The organism is Nocardiopsis sp. L17-MgMaSL7, assembly GCF_003182025.1.
In the GTDB taxonomy this organism is placed as follows: Bacteria; Actinomycetota; Actinomycetes; order Streptosporangiales; family Streptosporangiaceae; genus Nocardiopsis; species Nocardiopsis prasina.
In genome coordinates, this window is sequence record NZ_QGTF01000002.1 from 304,591 (window position 1) to 322,860 (window position 18,270).

Annotated in this window: 15 protein-coding genes; 10 read left to right on the forward strand and 5 right to left on the reverse strand. The window is 71.4% G+C overall.

Going from position 1 to position 18,270, the window contains the following annotated elements:
* The first annotated feature begins 84 nt into the window (after window positions 1–84).
* Entirely contained in the window at window positions 85–339 is a 255-nt protein-coding gene (locus BDW27_RS04040; protein ID WP_083927543.1) for an acyl carrier protein, read from the forward strand.
* On the opposite strand, the gene BDW27_RS04045 is transcribed toward BDW27_RS04040, so the two are convergent.
* The 5 genes from BDW27_RS04045 to BDW27_RS04065 form a co-directional block, all read right to left on the reverse strand.
* The gene (locus BDW27_RS04045) at window positions 318–1,361 is read right to left on the reverse strand and encodes a 3-oxoacyl-ACP synthase III family protein (RefSeq protein WP_017545339.1); all 1,044 of its coding nucleotides are present in this window, start codon (window positions 1,359–1,361) and stop codon (window positions 318–320) included. The genes BDW27_RS04040 and BDW27_RS04045 overlap by 22 nt on opposite strands.
* Window positions 1,358–2,659 carry an MFS transporter gene (locus BDW27_RS04050; protein ID WP_110048285.1) on the reverse strand — a complete coding sequence of 434 codons (1,302 nt, stop codon included), beginning with the start codon at window positions 2,657–2,659 and terminating at the stop codon, window positions 1,358–1,360. The genes BDW27_RS04045 and BDW27_RS04050 overlap by 4 nt, the downstream gene beginning before the upstream one ends.
* On the reverse strand, window positions 2,646–5,603 hold the full coding sequence (locus BDW27_RS04055) for an ABC transporter permease (protein WP_110048286.1): 2,958 nt from the start codon (window positions 5,601–5,603) through the stop codon (window positions 2,646–2,648). Before BDW27_RS04055 ends, BDW27_RS04050 begins: the two co-directional genes overlap by 14 nt.
* Window positions 5,604–6,335 carry an ABC transporter ATP-binding protein gene (locus BDW27_RS04060; protein ID WP_017545336.1) on the reverse strand — a complete coding sequence of 244 codons (732 nt, stop codon included), beginning with the start codon at window positions 6,333–6,335 and terminating at the stop codon, window positions 5,604–5,606. It lies immediately after the preceding gene.
* Between the two features lie 646 nt (window positions 6,336–6,981).
* The gene (locus BDW27_RS04065) at window positions 6,982–8,169 is read right to left on the reverse strand and encodes an alpha/beta hydrolase (protein WP_017545335.1); all 1,188 of its coding nucleotides are present in this window, start codon (window positions 8,167–8,169) and stop codon (window positions 6,982–6,984) included.
* A 73-nt stretch (window positions 8,170–8,242) separates the two neighbouring features.
* Between BDW27_RS04065 and BDW27_RS04070 the strand changes: the two genes are divergently transcribed.
* The 9 genes from BDW27_RS04070 to rpsN all read left to right on the forward strand — a co-directional run bounded on the left by BDW27_RS04070 (window position 8,243) and on the right by rpsN (window position 18,220).
* The gene (locus tag BDW27_RS04070; RefSeq protein WP_026129404.1) at window positions 8,243–8,842 is read left to right on the forward strand and encodes a TetR/AcrR family transcriptional regulator; all 600 of its coding nucleotides are present in this window, start codon (window positions 8,243–8,245) and stop codon (window positions 8,840–8,842) included.
* Between the two features lie 302 nt (window positions 8,843–9,144).
* A complete protein-coding gene (locus BDW27_RS04075) occupies window positions 9,145–12,516 on the forward strand; it encodes a pyruvate carboxylase (RefSeq protein WP_110048287.1) in 3,372 nt (1,123 codons plus the stop codon).
* Window positions 12,517–13,082: 566 nt separating this feature from the next.
* Window positions 13,083–13,796 (forward strand): PIG-L deacetylase family protein, encoded by a 714-nt coding sequence (locus BDW27_RS04085; RefSeq protein WP_110048288.1) that lies wholly within the window; start codon window positions 13,083–13,085, stop codon window positions 13,794–13,796.
* 74 nt (window positions 13,797–13,870) lie between these two features.
* Window positions 13,871–14,728: an NAD-dependent protein deacetylase gene (locus tag BDW27_RS04090; RefSeq protein ID WP_110048289.1), complete on the forward strand. Its 858-nt coding sequence runs from the start codon at window positions 13,871–13,873 to the stop codon at window positions 14,726–14,728.
* A gap of 145 nt (window positions 14,729–14,873) precedes the next feature.
* A complete protein-coding gene (locus tag BDW27_RS04095) occupies window positions 14,874–16,079 on the forward strand; it encodes an FAD-dependent monooxygenase (RefSeq protein ID WP_110048290.1) in 1,206 nt (401 codons plus the stop codon).
* 108 nt (window positions 16,080–16,187) lie between these two features.
* Window positions 16,188–17,300 (forward strand): GTP-binding protein, encoded by a 1,113-nt coding sequence (locus tag BDW27_RS04100; RefSeq protein WP_199560532.1) that lies wholly within the window; start codon window positions 16,188–16,190, stop codon window positions 17,298–17,300.
* A 51-nt stretch (window positions 17,301–17,351) separates the two neighbouring features.
* Window positions 17,352–17,603: a 30S ribosomal protein S18 gene (gene rpsR / locus BDW27_RS04105; RefSeq protein WP_017545328.1), complete on the forward strand. Its 252-nt coding sequence runs from the start codon at window positions 17,352–17,354 to the stop codon at window positions 17,601–17,603.
* 75 nt (window positions 17,604–17,678) lie between these two features.
* Window positions 17,679–17,915 carry a 50S ribosomal protein L28 gene (rpmB, locus tag BDW27_RS04110; RefSeq protein ID WP_017545327.1) on the forward strand — a complete coding sequence of 79 codons (237 nt, stop codon included), beginning with the start codon at window positions 17,679–17,681 and terminating at the stop codon, window positions 17,913–17,915.
* Window positions 17,915–18,220, forward strand: a complete 306-nt coding sequence (gene rpsN / locus BDW27_RS04115) for a 30S ribosomal protein S14 (protein ID WP_049579603.1) — start codon at window positions 17,915–17,917, stop codon at window positions 18,218–18,220. Before rpmB ends, rpsN begins: the two co-directional genes overlap by 1 nt.
* The last annotated feature ends 50 nt before the right edge of the window (window positions 18,221–18,270 follow it).

The window sequence follows — 18,270 nt, forward strand, 5'->3', positions numbered from 1 at the left end:
CAATCACTGTGGGGATGATGGGTTTTCTTGTATGTTCATTCCTGGTCGACACGGATTCATCGAACAGGAAGATCGAGGTGAAAAATGGCAGGGGAATTCTCAGTGGACGACTCGGTCACTCTCGGGATCATCTGCGAGGCGACCGACGCTTCGGGAACGCGACTCGAAAGGGGCGATCTCCTCCAGGACGTGGGGGTGGACTCGATCGCCGGGTACGAGATTCGTCTACTGATCAGGGAGAGGTGCGGGGTGGAGGTGCCGGAGGAGGGGTTCGAGGACCTCGGCAGTGTGGGGGATCTGCTGGACCTGGTCCGCTCTCAGGCCGCGGAGGCCTGCTGACGGAGGCACAGGCTGCCCCAGAGGAAACCGGCCCCGATGACGGCGATCAGCACGTGTTCGCCCGCGCGGGGCCGGCCGCTCTCCCGGAGCCGGTCGAGCACGGTGAAGATCGTGGCCGCGCCCGTGTTCCCGTACTCCTCGATGGTGGTCACGGCCTTCTCCCGGGGTTGTCCCAGGGCGTCCATCAGGCCGGTCACGAGGTTGCCGTTGGCCTGGTGGAAGACGTAGTGGTCGACCTCGTCCGCCCGCAGACCGGCGAGCTTGAGCGTCTCCTCCACGCTCGGCGGGATGCGGGTCATGACCTGGTCCCACACCTCCGAGCCGTTCATCTTGAGGTACTGGCGGCCGGTGCCCACGACCTCGGGGCCGAACGGCTCCCTGGTGCCGCCCGCGGGCACCTCGACCCCGTGGGAGAGCGTTCCGCCCAGGCTCCAGGAGAGCACTCCGCTGGACTCCTCCACCGGGCCGAGCACGGCGGCGCCCGCCGCGTCGCCGAAGAAGACCCGCGTGGTGCGGTCGGTCGGGTCCGTGATGCGGGACAGGGCCTCCGCTCCGACCACCAGCACCCGCTGGAACTGGCCGCCCTGGAAGAGGTGCAGCGCCGTCCACATGCCGTACAGGCCGCCCGAGCAGGCCGCCTGGTTGAGGTCGAGCGCGACCGCCCGGCGGGCGCCGATCCGCTCGGCCACCGTCAGCGCGGTGGAGGGGAGCAGCTGGTCGAAGGTGAAGGTGGCGACGATGACGCAGTCGAGGTCGGAGGCGTCGGTCCCGGACTCCCTCAGGGCGCGTTCGGCCGCCGCGACGCACATGTCCGTGGTGCCGGTCCCCTCCGGCAGGAACCGCCGCTCGCGGATGCCCGTCCGCGCGACGATCCACTCGTCGCTCGTGTCGAGGTGTCGCGTGAGTTCCTCGTTGGTGACCACGTTGTCGGGCACGTAGGAGCCCACACCCAGGATCCCCACGGGAAACCTGTGGGAGAGCGTGCTGCCGGACGTGGAGGGAACATCCTGGAGCGGTCTCATGACACTTCCTTTGCACTGGGGGGTGCGTGGTCAGGGGGATTCCCCGGAGCGCGGTCCGGGGAGGTGGGGAGTGAGCTCAGCCGCCGTGTGCTGGGGTCGAACGAGACCCACACGGCGACGACCAACATGAGCAGGGTGAATCCCAGGAACAGGGGCAGCGTTCCGGCGAACTGGAGACCGAACCCCGCGGCCAGGGGGCCCAGGGGTGCGGCGATCCCCGTGACGAACGTGCAGGCGCTGCCCACACGGGCCTGGAGGCGGTCGGGGGTGTTCAGGAGCTGGTAGGTGCCGAGGATGATGGACAGCAGCGGCGCGGCCGCCATGGCCGCCGCGAGGGGGAACACCACCGTCCAGTGGTCGATGAGGGGGATCGTGGCCAGCACGGTGACCGGGAGCCACCACAGGGCGGCCAGCACCAGGCCGCGTGCGGAGAACCTGCGCAGCAGGGCCGAGGCGCCCAGCGCGCCGCCGATCCCGCCGAGGCTGGCCACACCGAGCACCGTCCCGATCTGACCGGTGCCGATCCCCGCCTCCGCGCCGACCATGACCACGGTGAGTACCACCCCCGTGATCACGAGGTTCGGAGTGACGCAGCTGAGCAGCAGCACCCGGAGTTCGGGCCGCGCCCAGATCCACGAGAACGCCTCGGTCCAGACGCGGCGCCGGGGCCCGGCCCCCCGCTCCGCGGGCGTCCTCGGGCTCTGCAACCGCTCCCTGACGAAGAGCAGCCCGATCGCGGCGACCGCGTGCCCCAGGGCCGCCGCCCCGAAGGGCAGCGTCCGCGAGGCCGCCATCAGCCATCCGCCGAGCACCGGGCCGATCAGCGAGGCGATCTGGTTGCGCGCCTCGTTCTGGCCGACCGCCGCGGACAGGTCGGACGGTCGGACGATGTGGCGCAGCGCGGCGCGTTCGGCGAAGCGGTAGGCCTCGTGCCCGACCACGTCCACCAACGCCACGAACACCACCAGCCACAACAGCCAGGTCGCTCCGGTGAGCAGTCCCAGGCACAGGACCGCCATGGCCAGCATCCGGGTGCCCTGCGCCACGATCATGAGGGCGCGCCGGTCGAACCGGTCGGCCGCCGCGCCGCCGGGCAGACGGGCGGCGACCGCCGCCACCCCCAGGAGGAAGGTCACCGAGCCCGTCAGGGCCGGTGTCCCGCCCAGGTCGAGGAGGATGACGGGGTAGGCCACCGCCCCCATGCCCGGGCCCAGCTGCGCTGCGAACTGACCGGTCCACAGGATGTGGAACGACCGGTTGCGGCGCAGCGGAGCCGGCTCGCGCTCAGGACTGGCCACGGAGCGCCTCCGCCGGGGGGACCTCTCCCGCCCTCCGCGACGTCAGGACCGAGACCACCATGGAGAACACCAGGGTGACCCCGACCACTCCGACGAGCACGGACACGGGCACCGTGTAGACGACCCCCGGCAGGTCGACCCGCAGCGAATCGACGAGCCCGGGAGAGACCGCGAAGCCCAGACCGACACCGAGGGCGATACCGCTCACGGTGATGACCAGCGACTCGATGAGGAAGAGGCGGCGGACCCCGGAGATCTGCATGCCGATGGCGCGCAGCACCCCGATCTGGTTGCGGCGTTCGGAGATCGACCGGATGCTGACGACCCCGAGCGCGGCGCAGCCGACGACGAGTCCGAAGCCCATGAACGCCATCAGGAGCCACTGCACGACGCCGTTGGACGAGGCCCGGAACTCCACCTCCTCCTGCATCGGGGCGGTGGCGACCCCGTGCTCCATCAGCGCGCGCTGCACGGCGATCTCCAGCTTGCCGACCTCGTCCCGGTCCTGGGCCCGGATGAACCAGTTCCCGGGCACGCTGTCCTCACCGGTGACCCGGCTCATGCCCTCACTCGAGGTGACGACGTCGCCGAGGTACTCGGCGCTCCGGTCCACCACGCCGATGACGCGGAGCGTGGTGGTGCTCTCGCCGTCCGGTTCGGTGACCTCCAGACGGAGGTTCGCGGGCAGGCTGTCGTCCAGGATGTCCACGCCCTCCAGTTCGAGGTCGCTCCCGCCGCCCACGAAGGCGGCGGAGTCACTGGGGATCATGGCGGCCGAGACCACGGCGGTGTTCGGTGTGCGCCTGAGCTCGTCCCACACCTCCTCGGAGGTGTCCAGGCCGTCCGCGCGCAGGAAGACCGGGTAGCGGTTGCCGAGGAGGTAGTCGTCGTCGGCACCCCACACCCGGACCTCCTCGGCGTCCGCGTCGGTGTCGACCTGGCGCGCCTCGGTGGTGATCTCCTCGTATCCGCCGAGGCGCGCGACCTTCGCGGTGTCCACGCGGGGGCTCTCCTCCAGCACCTGGCGGAGCGCGGGCGGCTCACCCTGGGCGGCGACCCACTCGGCCCGTACGTCGAACCCGCCCGTCACCGAGCGGTGGTCGGAGTAGACCTGGTTGACGGCGGCGGTGACGAAGCCGCTGAGGGTGATGGTGAGGACGACGATGCTCAGCATCGCGATCGTCATCCCGGCCTGGACGCGGTTGCGCACGGAGTACGCCACCGAGATGGGCACGACCGAGGTCATCGAGGGCAGGGGCGCCAGGACGCGGCGCAGGAAGCGCTGGACGAGGTCGCTGTTGGCCACGAACAGCCACACACCCGCGGCCACCAGCGCCATGCCCGCGAGGAAGAACAGGGTGATTCCGGAGCCGGTGTCGCCGAACAGCTCCCCGGGCACGGACCAGAGCACGATGATCACGGCGGCGCACAGCGAGTGGGCCAGCCGCCTGGGCACCCGCAGCCTCGGCAGGAGAGCGCCGAGGCCCCCGACCGCCAGCGTGAGACCGGTCAGGGTCTCGGTCGCGGTGCCGTTCTGCACGCCCAGGGCGACGGTGGCCAGGCCCAGCAACAGGATCAGCGCCAGCAGCGGTACGGACCACCAGCGGCGGCGGGACGGCGCCTCGGACCCGCGCAGCGCCGAGACGATGTCGACCTTGGAGGCGCGCACGGCCGCGAAGGTGAACACGACCGTGATCACCCCGACGCCGATGAGGTAGGCGGTAGCCATGGCCACGGGGTCGAACCCGAACTCCAGGGCGGGGGCGGGCATCGCGGGGTCGGCGACGCGATCGCTCAGTACACGTGAAGCCGCGGCGCCCGCGAACCAGCCCGCCGCCGTTCCGGCGGCCGAGGCCAGGACCGCGTAGCCGAGCCCCTCGACGGTCAGGACGAGACCGAGGCGGGCGCGCTTCATACCCATGGCCCGCAGGACGCCGAACTCCTGTCGGCGCTCGCCCGCGAGCATCATGACGACCAGGACGATGAGGAGCACGCCCGCGACCATCGAGAGCTGGCTGAAGAGGAGGAACAGGGTGGCCAGGTCGGTCGTGAGGCGGTCCGCGCTGTCGTGCGCGGAGGCGCGCAGCGGTTCGGCCTGCCAGCCGTTGTCCTCGACCAGCGAGGAGAGGTCGGTGCGGACCGGGTCCTCGGCCTCCTCCCAGGTGACCTCCTCGCCGTAGGAGAGCGTGACCGTGTTCACGCGGCCGGTGAGATCGGCGGTCCGCTGGAGCGCGGACAGCGGCACGACGGCGGACTCGGGCGGGGTCAGGGGCGCCCCGGCCTCGTAGACGCCGACGACGCGCGTCTGGCGCCCGGCGACCTCGACGGTGTCGCCGCGCTCGGCGCGCAGCTCCCGTGAGGCCTCGCTGCTGAGCAGGACGTCGTTCTCGCTCAGGCCGCCGCGCGCGATCTCCTCGCCGTCCCCGTCGACGAGCTGGATGGCGCCGTCGGTGTTGGCGGCGCCGAGCACCGTCAGCCCCGGGTCGCCGCGGTCGGCCCGCTCGTGGGCGACCGGGAGGCGCAGGGTGAGCATCGAGGAGACCGTGGTGTCGGGATCGTCGAGGGCCTCCTCGATGGCGCGGACGTCGTCGCGCTCCAGCATGGGCGGCTCGTCGTCGGGGTCGTCCGAGTCCCGGCGGTCGTCCTCGTCGTCGGTCCCGACCCCGCTCCCGTCCGGGGTCACGACCGCGTCGACCCCACCGAGGTCGGCGGTCTGCTGGGCCCGCATCGCCTGGTGGAGCGCGGACTCCAGGGTGAAGGAGGCGGAGAACAGGAGTGCGGCCAGGGACAGGCCCATGGCCACGAGCACGGTCTGCCCCGGGCGCCGCCAGACGTTGCGCGCGGCGATACGGACACTGAGTCGGCCCCGCGCGGAGAGCGCCACGAGCGCTATCAGCGCCAGGGGCGACGCGACCGCGACGGCCAGCGTGATTGCGTCGTTCATCTACTCGTCGCCCCCGGCAGGAGTGGCGGAGGCGGTGATGGACCTGTTGTTGTCCTCGACGCGGTCCACGCGGCCGTCGAGCATGTGGACCTCGCGGTCGCCGTAGGCGGCCACTTCGGGGTCGTGCGTGACCATGATCAGGGTGAGGCCGTCGGCGTGGAGCTCCCGCAGTAGGGCCAGCACCTCCGAGGTGGAGGCGGAGTCCAGGGCGCCGGTGGGTTCGTCCGCCCAGACGATCGCCGGGGCGTGCACGATGCCCCGGGCGATGGCGACGCGCTGTTGCTGACCACCGCTCAGCTGGGCTGGAAGGTGGTCGGAGCGTTCACCCAACCCCACGCGCGCGAGCGCCGAGACCGCCTTGCGCCGGGCCTCCCTCGGACGCACGCCGCCCAGAAGGAGGGGCATCTCCACGTTCTCCACGGCCGACAGGACGGGGACGAGGTTGTAGCCCTGGAAGACGAATCCGGTCCGGCGCGCGCGCCAGGCGGTGCGCTTGCGCTCCGACATGGCGTGGATGTCCTCGCCCTCGACGAGCACGCTGCCCCCGTCGATGCGATCGAGGCCGGAAGCGCAGTTCAACAGCGTTGACTTGCCGCAGCCCGAGGGTCCCATCACCGAGACCCATTCACCCTCGGTGACGTCCAGGGAAACTCCGCGAAGTACCGGAACCGTGACCCGACCATCACCGTATGTCTTTGTTATGTCTTTTACGCGCACGACTGGGTTGGTCACGAGTTCCCTTACTTACGTCACGGTCTACCGCCAACCAGTGGCGATACGCGCCCTACACTGTCCGCCCGACCAGTTCCGAAGTTGATCAGGGCTCGATTGCCAAATCGAAGCAGAGGCAATCATTCTTGTCAATACTTCCCGAGGAATCGAACGCCGAAATACCAAGCACCCGATCGGACAGCCCCATAAAGGGACTGAGTACCGCCCCCTCAATGGTTTCACCATGGCCCAAGATGAGCAGGTGGACGGGTTCCCTCGCGTTGTTTCGGACAGGATCAGAGCCGGTTCACACACTCGACTTAGCCCTGGAGCAAGGGGTTCTGGACGACCACAGCCACGTAGCGTGAATGTTTGAGTACGCGAATCGCCAAACCCGGTGCGCTTCACCGCCACACACTATGCCTCGCAGGCGCTCAACGAGAGCCCCCGCCGGAATCCATTCATGTTCGCGCACCACTCCCGACCCGCAAACCTGGCGGAAAACACGACCCCGCCTGGCCCCCTTCCTTTAAGACACCTTTAAGCTTCTTTTAAGTTGAAACCCGGAGCATTTCCCGGCGCCACGAAACCGAGCATGACAAAGAAGACCGCCGGACGGTGACGAGGAAGTCACGCACCGAATCCGGCGGTCTATTGCTGTTTGGTGCTACAAATGGTCGGCGAGGAAGTCGCCGATACTCTGCCGCGCGACCTGACTGGCCAGTCCTCCCCAGTTCAGGTCGAACATGTGCTCGGTCCACGGCAGTTCCACATGGTGGTGGGGCACGCCCTCCGATTCGAGGCGGTCGACCATACGGCCGTTGTCCTCGGTTCCCAGGAAGAAGTCGTGCCCGGCGGTGATCAGCAGGGTGGGCGGGCTGTCCGCGTCGACCTGGAGGATCGGGGACATCGCCTCGTACTCCTGCGGGTGCTCCTCCGGCGGGCCGCCGACCATGCGTTCGCTGGACTCCAGCAGCTCGTCCCCGACCGGCGACCTCCGCTGCCGCCAGGGAACCGGGGGTGCCTCGGCGGTCCCGTCGGTCGCCGAGTACCAGGCGACGACCGCCTCGACCTCGGGCACCTCGGTGTCACAACTGGGTTCGGGCGCGTCCGAATACGCGGCGAGCAGCACCAGGAGCCCGCCGGCCGACTGCCCGTTGAGCGCGATCCGCTCGGGGTCGCCCCCGTACTCGGCGGCGTTCTCATACACCCAACCCAGGGCACAGTGCACGTCGGCCAGGGAGGCCGACCAGTCGCCGTCCGGGAAGTACCGGTAGTCCACGTCGAACACCACCCGGCTCCCTCCGCTGTCCGCGAGCCACGTGTCCCATCGGGGCAGCAGGCTCTGCGGAAGGTCCTCCGCGCCGCCGTGCACGTTGACGACCACGGGAAGCCGGGAGTCCTCGGGGACGCCGTCCTCGGGCCGCCACACGTCGAGTTCCAGCGGCTCGCCCTCCGGGCTCGCGTACTCCACCGTGACCGGCTCGCGGTCGGCGGAGGTGGCGAACCCGGCCGCGTACTGGAACGGATCGAGCCGCACACCCTCGTCGCGGGCCGTCTGCCAGACGGAGACCGAGGGGACCAGGGCCAGGACCATCAGGAGCGCGTTCGACGCCGCGAGCAGGCTCGCTCCGCGGCCACGGACCGAGCGCCTGGCTCTCAGCGCCAGCAGCGCCCCGCCCAGGGCGGGCAGCGCGAACAGGGCCGAGAACTCGAGCACGACCAGCGCGGCCTGCCACATCGCCAGTGAGAGGGGCGGCAGGAGCACCAGGCCGAGCCCGGCCAGGGCCGGCAGGCACAACAGTGCCGAGCCGATGAGGAGACCCCGCGAGCGGGTGGGGGCGTCTGTGGTCAAGCGAGCCAACCTTAATACGTACGTATCGATACGAGCGTATCATTCATGCCCGCCCTGTGCCAGAATGAACCCTGTGCCAAAGATCGTGGACAAGGAGAGCAGACGCCGGGAGATCGCGGAGGCCCTTCACCGGATCGCCGCGCGCGAGGGCCTCGAGGGCGTCAGTGTCAGGACCGTCGCGGCGGAAGCGAGGCTCTCGGCGGGCGCGGTCCAACGGGAGTTCGACTCCAAGGACAAGCTGCTCCGCTTCGCCCTCCACGTGACAGTGGACGAGGTGGCCGAGCGCTTCGGGCGGTTACGCATCGGCCCGGGCCGGCTCGACTTCGCGGGAGCGCTGCGCCAGGTCCTCCTGGAGATGCTGCCCACCGACGAACGCAAACTGGCCCAGGCCCGCATCTGGGCGGCCTTCTACGCCCGGGCGGCGGTGGACCCCGTGTTCGCGGACACCCTGCGAACGCTCACCGAACAGACCCGAGTCAGTTTCCTCCGGCTCCTGGAGTACGCCCGGGAACAGGACGCCCTGACCCCCGACAGGGACCTGGAAGCCACCGCCGAGATGATCCTGGTGATCATCGACGGACTCTGGATCGGCGGCGCGCGACTCCCCGAGGGCGCCCCTCTGGACGGGCACCGCGCGGCCGTGGAGGCCGCCGTCCAGCTCCTGAGCCACTAGCCCCGGCGCCCCTCCCCCCTCCCCTCTCCACGGGAGCGCACAGCACCCCCGGCCACAGGACCCGAACCCGAACCCGCCCAGGCAAGCCCAAAGGCCCCAGCGGAGCACGAAACTACCCACGGGTAACCCCGGTCTCCACCGCACCAGGCACCGCTCGTTAGGGTTCCCGTGGCCGTGCCTGGGCACCGCTTCCCTGGAGTGGCGCCCCCGCGCGTCCACTGGCAGCACCCGGAGTACCGGCAACACCGGCGACGGCGCCGACCCGACCGGTACCGCGTCACGGAGTCCAGGAGGCATCCGGCATGTTCGAGAAGATCTTGGTGGCCAACCGAGGTGAGATCGCCATCCGCGCCCTGCGCGCGGGGCACGAACTGGGAGCCCGCACCGTCGCGGTCTTCCCCCACGAGGACCGCCACTCGCTGCACCGGCTCAAGGCCGACGAGGCCTACCAGATCGGCGAGCCCGGGCACCCCGTCCGCGCCTACCTCTCAGTGGACGAGATCGTCCGCGCGGCACGGGAGGCGGGTGCCGACGCCGTGTACCCCGGTTACGGCTTCCTGTCCGAGAACCCGGCCCTGGCCCGGGCCTGCGCGGAGGCGGGCATCACCTTCGTGGGCCCGCCCGCCGAGGTGCTGGAACTGACCGGCAACAAGGCGACCGCGATCGCCGCCGCCAAGCGGGCGGGCATCCCCGTCCTGGACTCCACCGCCCCCTCCACGGACGTGGACGGGCTGGTCGCCGCCGCCGAGGAGATCGGTTTCCCGGTGTTCGTCAAGGCCGTGGCCGGTGGCGGCGGCCGCGGCATGCGCCGCGTGGACGCGCCCGCCGCGCTGCGCGAGTCCATCGAGGCGGCCATGCGCGAGGCCGAGACCGCCTTCGGCGACCCCACGGTGTTCCTGGAGCGCGCCGTGGTGGACCCGCGCCACATCGAGGTGCAGATCCTCTCCGACGGCGAGGACGTGATCCACCTCTACGAGCGCGACTGCTCCGTGCAGCGCCGCCACCAGAAGGTCGTGGAGCTGGCCCCGGCACCCAACCTCGACCCGGAGCTGCGCGAGCGCATGTGCCGGGACGCGGTGCTGCTCGCCCGCGAGCTGGGTTACCGCAACGCGGGCACGGTCGAGTTCCTCGTGGGCCGGGACGGCCGACACGTGTTCATCGAACTCAACCCCCGCATCCAGGTGGAGCACACGGTGACCGAGGAGGTCACCGACGTGGACCTCGTGCAGTCGCAGATCCGGATCGCCTCAGGTGAGTCCCTCGCCGACCTCGGCCTGTCCCAGGACGCGATCGTCCTGCACGGAGCCGCCCTCCAGTGCCGCATCACCACCGAGGACCCGGCCAACGGGTTCCGACCCGACACCGGGACGATCAGCGCCTACCGCTCCCCCGGCGGCTCGGGCATCCGCCTGGACGGCGGCACCGCGGCGGCGGGTTCGGAGGTCAGCGCGTACTTCGACTCCCTGCTGGTCAAGCTCACCTGCCGGGGCCGTGACTTCGCCACGGCCGTGAGCCGCGCCCAGCGCGCGGTGGCGGAGTTCCGCATCCGTGGCATCTCCACCAACATCCCCTTCCTCCAGGCCGTGCTGGAGGACGAGGACTTCCGGCAGGGCCGGGTGACCACCTCCTTCATCGAGGAGCGCCCCCAGCTGCTGACCGCGCGCCCCTCAGCGGACCGGGGCACCCGCCTGCTCACCTACCTGGCCGACGTGACGGTCAACAAGCCGCACGGTGAACGCCCCCACCTGATCGACCCCGCCGCCAAGCTGCCCGCCGTCCCCGAGACGACCCCGCCCGCGGGGTCCCGGCAGCGCCTGCTCGAACTCGGCCCCGAGGGGTTCGCGCGCTGGTTGCGCGAGTCCGACGTCCTGGGGGTCACCGACACGACCTTCCGGGACGCCCACCAGTCGCTGCTGGCCACACGGGTGCGCACCCAGGACCTCCTGGCGGCCGCGCCCGCCGTGGCGCACACCCTGCCCGAACTGCTGTCGCTGGAGTGCTGGGGCGGCGCCACCTACGACGTGGCCCTGAGGTTCCTGGCCGAGGACCCGTGGGAGCGGCTCGCGGCGCTGCGCGAGGCTGTGCCCAATGTGGCCCTCCAGATGCTGCTGCGCGGCCGCAACACCGTCGGGTACACCCCCTACCCCACCGAGGTGACGCGGGCCTTCGTGCGGGAGGCCGCCGCCACCGGCGTGGACGTCTTCCGGGTGTTCGACGCCCTGAACGACGTCGAGCAGATGCGCCCGGCGATCGACGCGGTACGCGAGACCGGCACCGGGCTGGCCGAGGTCGCCCTGTGCTACACCGCCGACCTGTCCGACCCGGCCGAGAAGCTGTACACGCTGGACTACTACCTGAAGCTGGCCGAGCGGATCGTGGAGTCCGGGGCGCACGCGCTGGCCATCAAGGACATGGCCGGACTGCTGCGCGCACCGGCCGCGTCCCGCCTGGTGAGCGCGCTGCGCCGCGAGTTCGACCTGCCGGTCCACGTGCACACGCACGACACCGCGGGCGGCCAGCTCGCCACCTACCTCGCGGCGGTGAACGCGGGCGCGGACGCGGTGGACGGCGCGGTGGCGTCCATGTCGGGCACCACCTCGCAGCCCTCCCTGTCCGCGATCGTGGCCGCCTTCGACCACTCGGACACCCCCACCGGGCTCTCCCTGGACGCGGTGAACGAACTGGAACCGTACTGGGAGGCGGTGCGCCGGGTCTACGCGCCGTTCGAGGCCGCCCTGACCTCGCCGACCGGACGCGTGTACCACCACGAGATCCCCGGCGGCCAGCTGTCCAACCTGCGCACCCAGGCGGTCGCGCTGGGACTGGGCGACCGGTTCGAGGACATCGAGGCCGTGTACGCCGCCGCCGACCGCATGCTGGGACGCCTGGTGAAGGTGACCCCCTCCTCCAAGGTGGTCGGCGACCTGGCCCTGCACCTGGTGGGCGCGGGGGTGGAGCCCGAGGAGTTCGAGCGGGACCCGGACCGGTTCGACGTGCCCGACTCGGTGGTGGGCTTCCTCAGGGGCGAGTTGGGAGTGCCCCCGGGCGAGTGGCCCGAGCCCTTCCGCACCAAGGCTCTGCGCGGCCGGGGCGAGGCCCGCGCCACCACACCGCTCAGCGATGTGGACCGCGCCGGGTTGGCCGAGGAGCCCCGGGCCACGCTGAACCGCCTGCTGTTCGCCGGTCCCACCAAGGAGTTCGAGGCGCACCGCGCCGCCTACGGCGACACCAGCGTGCTGGACAGCCGGGACTTCTTCTACGGTCTGCGCGAGGGAGAGGAGCACGTGGTGGACCTGGAGCCGGGCGTGCGCCTGCTGATCGGCCTCCAGGCGGTGAGCGAGGCCGACGAGCGCGGCATGCGCACCGTCATGACCACCCTCAACGACCAGCTGCGACCGCTGCACGTACGCGACCGGTCACTGGCCTCGGACGCGCCCGAAGCGGAGAAGGCCGACCGTGACGACCCCTCCCAGATCGCGGCGCCCTTCGCCGGGGTGGTCACCCCGACCGTGGCCGTGGGCGACGAGATCGCGGCCGGGGACACGGTCGCGACCATCGAAGCCATGAAGATGGAGGCCTCCATCACCGCCCCACGTGCCGGGGTGGTCGCACGGGTGGCCGTCGAGGGAGCCCAGCGGGTTGAGGGCGGCGACCTGATCGTCCATCTGAACTGAGGCGTCGGGTGGCCGTCGTCGACGACGGCCACCCACCTGCCGGTGCGGAGCGAGAGGCTCCCTGCCGCGGGCGTTCCGTGTGGGGGCTGGGGCGCGGAGGCTGGGGGTACGGGGGTCGGGGGCACCGGTCAGACTGCCCCCCGACCGGACCGGTACCCCATGCACCCCCCTCAGCCCCCGGACCCTCAGCGCCGGAAAGCGTCGACGTCACCACCCCTCACTCCGCACGGGTGTGGAACTCCTGGCTCGGCGGTAGGACAACCACCGGGTCGACCGGGAACTCGGCGACCAGATCCTCGGGCGGCCCCGGCCTACCGGGGCCACACCCCGGCGGGGTTCGCGTTCTACTTCGACGGCCTGGAACTGCTCGCCCCCGGGGCCGGTCCCCCAGTGGCGCCCGGAACCGGTGGAGGTCGGCCGCGCCCCGGACACCGACATGTACCGCGCCGTCGCGCGCACATCCCGAACGGCCACGCCGCGCCCGCCCGGAGAGTTCCCGCGTGACGGTTTCATACGATGTAGACCGAATCGATCACGCGGGTCCTCCCGCGACGGAAGGAGCCCCGGTGGTTGACGTGCCCGAACGCGCCCTGGTTGTGATGGCCCACCCCGACGACGCCGATTTCTCGTGCGCCGGGACGGTGGCGCAGTGGACCCGGGCCGGGACCGAGGTGGTCTACCTGATGGTCACCGACGGCGAGGCCGGTGGCGACGCGCTCACCCTGGACAGCTCGGAGATCGCCGCCATGCGCCGGGAGGAGCAGCGCAGAGCGGCGGCCGAGGTCGGGGTCAAGGACGTGCGCTTCCTCGGCTACCCGGACGGGCGCGTGGAGCCCACCCTCGACCTGCGCCGGGACATCGCACGGGTGATCCGGCAGGTCCGGCCCGAACGCGTCGTCATCCCCAGCCCCGAACGCGACTGGGACAGCGTCGCCGCGAGCCACCCCGACCACATGGCCACCGGCGAGGCCTCGATCAACGCGGTCTTCCCCGACGCCCGCAACCCGCACGCGCACCGCGAACTCCTCCACGAGGAGGGCCTGACCGCATGGACCGTGCCCGAGGTGTGGGTGGTCGGCGGCCCCGCCCCGCACCACTACTCGGACATCACCGACGTCTTCGAACGCAAGGTGGCGGCGCTGGCCGCGCACGAGAGCCAGATCGGTGACATCAGCGAACTGGAGCCCATGCTGCGCCAGTGGATGGCGGCCAACGCCGCAGAGGGCGAGCTGCCCGAGGGGCGCCTGGCCGAGGTCTTCCGGATCGTCCGGACCGCCTGAACCGTTCCGGGGCCGGGGCGGGTGCCCTCGCCCCGTGGAGGAAGGGGAGCACGATCGCGACCTATCCTCGAAGGGTGACGAACACGTTCCACCCCAGCGGCCTGGTCGAGACCGCCCGCCGTGTGAGCGACGTCCTCGGCCCGGGGCCGGTGGTCGCGCTGACCGGCGCGGGGGTCTCCACGGACTCGGGCATCCCCGACTACCGGGGCCCGGGCTCACCGCCGCGCACACCCATGACCTACCAGGAGTTCGTCGCAGACGCGGCCTTCCGACGCCACTACTGGGCGCGCAACCACGTGGGCTGGCGCCACGTGGCGGACACCGCCCCCAACGACGGCCACCGCGCCCTGGCCGATCTCGAACGCGCCGGGAGGGTGTCGGGGGTCATCACCCAGAACGTGGACACCCTGCACGACGCGGCGGGCAGTCGAAGCGTCATCGACCTCCACGGCCGCTACGACCGGGTGATCTGTCTGGGCTGCCGGGCCGTGACCGCCCGCGCCGAGCTCGCGGTGCGGCTGGACGCGCTCAACCCCGGCTTCGCGGAGGAGGTGGCCGACGTCGAGGTGGCCCCGGACGCGGACGCCGTCCTGGCCTCCACCGAGCACTTCCGGGTGGCCGACTGCGCCTCCTGCGGCGGTGTCCTCAAGCCGGACATCGTGTACTTCGGCGAGAACGTGCCCAGGCCGCGGGTCGAGGAGGCCTACGCGATGGTCGACCGGGCCGTCGGGCTGCTGGTCGTGGGGTCGTCGCTGACCGTGTTCTCCGGCCGCAGGTTCGTGAAGCACGCCGTGGGGCAGGGCAAACCAGTGGTCATCGTCAACCGGGGCACCACACGCGCCGACGACCTCGCGGCCCTGACGGTGGGGTACGGCTGCTCCGAGGTCCTGCGCGCGCTGGCGGAGGACCGCGCCCGGGGCGACTCCGCGTGACGCCGCCCGCGCCCGACATGCCGCCTATGTATACCAACCGGACGGTACAGTAACCCCGAGGCGACCCATCGACGCCCCTCCACCGCCTCCGGCGCGTCTCCTCCGAGCGGGGAGGACCAGGATCCGAGCGCACACGGAGGTCCACGTGCCGATCAGCAACAGGAACATCCTCGTCTCCGGGGGCGGCGTGGCCGGGAGCGCGCTGGCCACCTGGTTGGCCCGGCGGGGGTTCGCGCCCACCGTGGTCGACCTCGCCCCGGAACCGGGCGCGGAGGTCGGCCCCGCCGAGGTCTCCCGCCAGGGGATGGCCCTCCTGGACCGGATGGGCCTGGGTGAGAGGGTGCGCGCGCTCGGTTCTCCCGTGGACGAGGTGCGCACCCACGTGAGCGGACGCCGGGAACCGGCGTGCCTGCCCGGCGAGCCCGGCAACCTGACCGTCCGGCACGGCGACCTGGTCCGGGCCCTGCGGGAGGACGACGGCGGGGTCGAGTACCTCCTCGGCGACGGTGTCACCGCGCTGGAACAGGACGACGAGGGCGTCGACGTCACCTTCGCGCACGCCCCCGCCCGCCGCTTCGACCTCGTCGTGGGTGCGGACGGCCGGAACTCGCCGGTGCGCACACTGGCCTTCCCCGGGCCGGACGACAAACGCCTGCGCTACCTGGGCGCCAACACGGCGATCTTCGAGACGGCCAACCTCCTCGACGCCGACAACACCACCGCCTGGCACGTGTGGCCGCACCGGGGCTGTCTGGTCACGACCCTGCCCGGCGGGGACCGCGCCTCGGTGGTGCTGGTGGTGCGCGACCGCTTCCCGATCGACGCGGACTCCATGGACCAGGACGCCCGGCGGCGGTGGGTGGAGGAGGCCTTCAGCGAGGACGGCTGGGAGATGCCCCGGCTGCTGCGCGCCGCGCGCGACGCCGACGTCCGGGTCCTGCCGTCCACGCAGGTACGGATGGACGTGTGGGAGCAGGGCCGCGTGGTGCTGGTGGGCGACGCCGCCTCCTGCCCCGACCATTTGAGCGGGCAGGGTCCGACGATGGCTCTGATGGGCGCCCTGGCCCTGGCGGGCGAGCTGGTGTTCACGCGGGGCGAGCACGGGCGGGCGTTCTTCTCCTACGAGGCGGCGTTGCGCCAGTCCGTGCGCGAGGCCCAGACCGTGGCCCCCTACGTGGTGGACAGCGTCGCTCCGGAGGCGGGCCGCTACGAGACGTGGATTCGCGAGCGGGCCGAACTGGCCCTGGCCCGGGGCACCCTGCTGATGGGGCGCCTCGGCATCCGCCCGCCCATGGACAGCGTGGGCGGGGAGTTCGCCCTGGAGCGCTACGCCGGGATACTGACCGCCTGAGACTCCGACCGGGGGCCCGCCCGCGCGGCGGGCCCCCGGTGTTCCCGGGAGTCGTGCGCGTGCGCTACGGTAATGATTATCGTTTTCATCCTAGGGAGGTCCACTCCGATGACCGTAGCGACACCCCTGCCCGTCGTCGTGGTCTCCGGCCTGCACCGGCTGGCCCGCCGCAGCACCGTCGACGACCTCATCACCGCCGTACCCGGCTCCATCGCCCTCCACCACGACATGGACGGTATCGGCGAGGGGATCGTCCTCCGGGTCACCCGCAGCAGATGGGGTGTCCTCGACCGCGCACACCTCGACCTCGACCACCCCTGCGCCACCTGCGCCCTGCGCGAGGACCTCCTCCCCGTCCTACTGGACCTGGCTGAACGCGGCGAGCACAGCCTGTGCGTGGTGGAGACCTGGGACGCGGTGGAACCCCGCTCCGTGGCCGAGGCCGTCGCCGCCCACGAGGATCTGCGACTGGCCGCCGTGGTCACCGCCGTGGACGCCGAGCGCCTCCTCCCGGACCTGTCCAGTGTCGACGACCTCTCCGACCGTTCCCTGACCGTCGTCTCCGAGGACCGGCGCTCCGTCGCGGAGGTCCTCTCCCACCAGATCGAGTACCCCACGGTGGTCACCCTCCACGGAGAACACCACCGGAACGAGGCCCGCTCCCTCGTCGCGCACCTGAACCCCGCGGCTCTGGTGGTCCCGCCCGGCGGCGGCCTGGTCGCCCTCACCGAGGGACGCTTCCTCCCCGACGCCGCCGCCAACCGGCTCAACCCGGCCTGGGCCCAGTACTGGGACCTGTCCGACGACAGGGTCAGCACCGTGGTGTGGACCCGCAAACGACCGCTGCACCCCGTCCGACTGCACGAGTCCCTGGAGCGGATCGTCTCCACCGGACTGCGCGGACGCGGCCGGATCTGGCTGGCCAGCAGGCCCGACACGCTACTGGCCTGGGACAACTACAACGACTCCCTGGTGCTGGAGAGCGCCGGCCCCTGGCTGGACGCCCTGCCCGGGGCCGCCCTCGACCTGGTCTCCGAGACCCGTCGCGCCTCGGCGGACCTGGACTGGGACCCGGTGGTGGGCGACCGCCGACAGCACCTGGCCTTCACCGGGGTCGACCTCGACGCCGCGCGGCTCGTGGAGCTCCTCGACTCCTGCCTGCTCACCGACGAGGAGGCCGGGCGCCCCCTGGCCGCGGACCCCTTCGCCGACGCGCTCTGACCAGCCGCAGCGTTCCGACGCCCCGATGACCCCACCACCGGAGGAGGACCCGTGCCACAGAGGACCCGACGCCCCGACCCACGAGGCGCGACGCGACGCTTCGCCAACCCGCTGGGCGACGCGGACCACGTCGACTACAAGGACACCAACCTGCTCCGCAAGTTCATCTCGGAGAAGGGCAAGATCCGCAGCCGACGGGTCACCCGCGTGACCGCGCGCCAGCAACGCCTGATCGCGGCGGCGGTCAAGAACGCGCGGGAGATGGCCCTGCTGCCGTACCCGTCCACGACCAGGCGGGACTGACCGCCCCACCGGACCGAACAGGACCGGCCCGGAGCGAAGGGCCGGAAGACGACCGACGACCAGGAGGAGACCACCGTGTCCCGTGTCTGCCAGGTGACCGGAAGGGCACCCAGCTTCGGCAACGCCATCTCGCACTCCCACCGCCGCACCAGGCGTCGCTTCGACCCCAACATCCAGAACAAGCGCTACTGGCTGCCCAGCGAACAGCGCTTCGTGAAGCTGCGGCTGAGCGTCAAGGGCATGCGGGTCATCGACGCCCGAGGCATCGAACGCGTGGTCGCCGAGATCCGCGCCCGGGGAGGCAGGGTCTGATGGCCAAGAAGAGCAAGATCGCCCGCAACGAACAGCGCAAGGAGATCGTCGCCCGCCACGCAGAGCGGCGGTCCGAACTCAAACGCCTGATCAAGAGCCCGCACACCGGCGAGGCCGAGCGCGCGAGCGCCGTCGCCGAGCTGCGCCGCCAGCCGCGCGACGCCAGCGCGACCCGGGTCCGCAACCGGGACGCCGTCGACGGCCGCCCCCGCGCGCACCTGAGGAAGTTCGGACTGTCACGGATCAGGTTCCGGGAGATGGCCCACCGCGGCGAACTGCCCGGGGTCACCAAGTCCAGCTGGTAACCGGGCCTGCCGTGTGGGCGCGCTGACGCCCACCGGCTCCGAGAACGGGA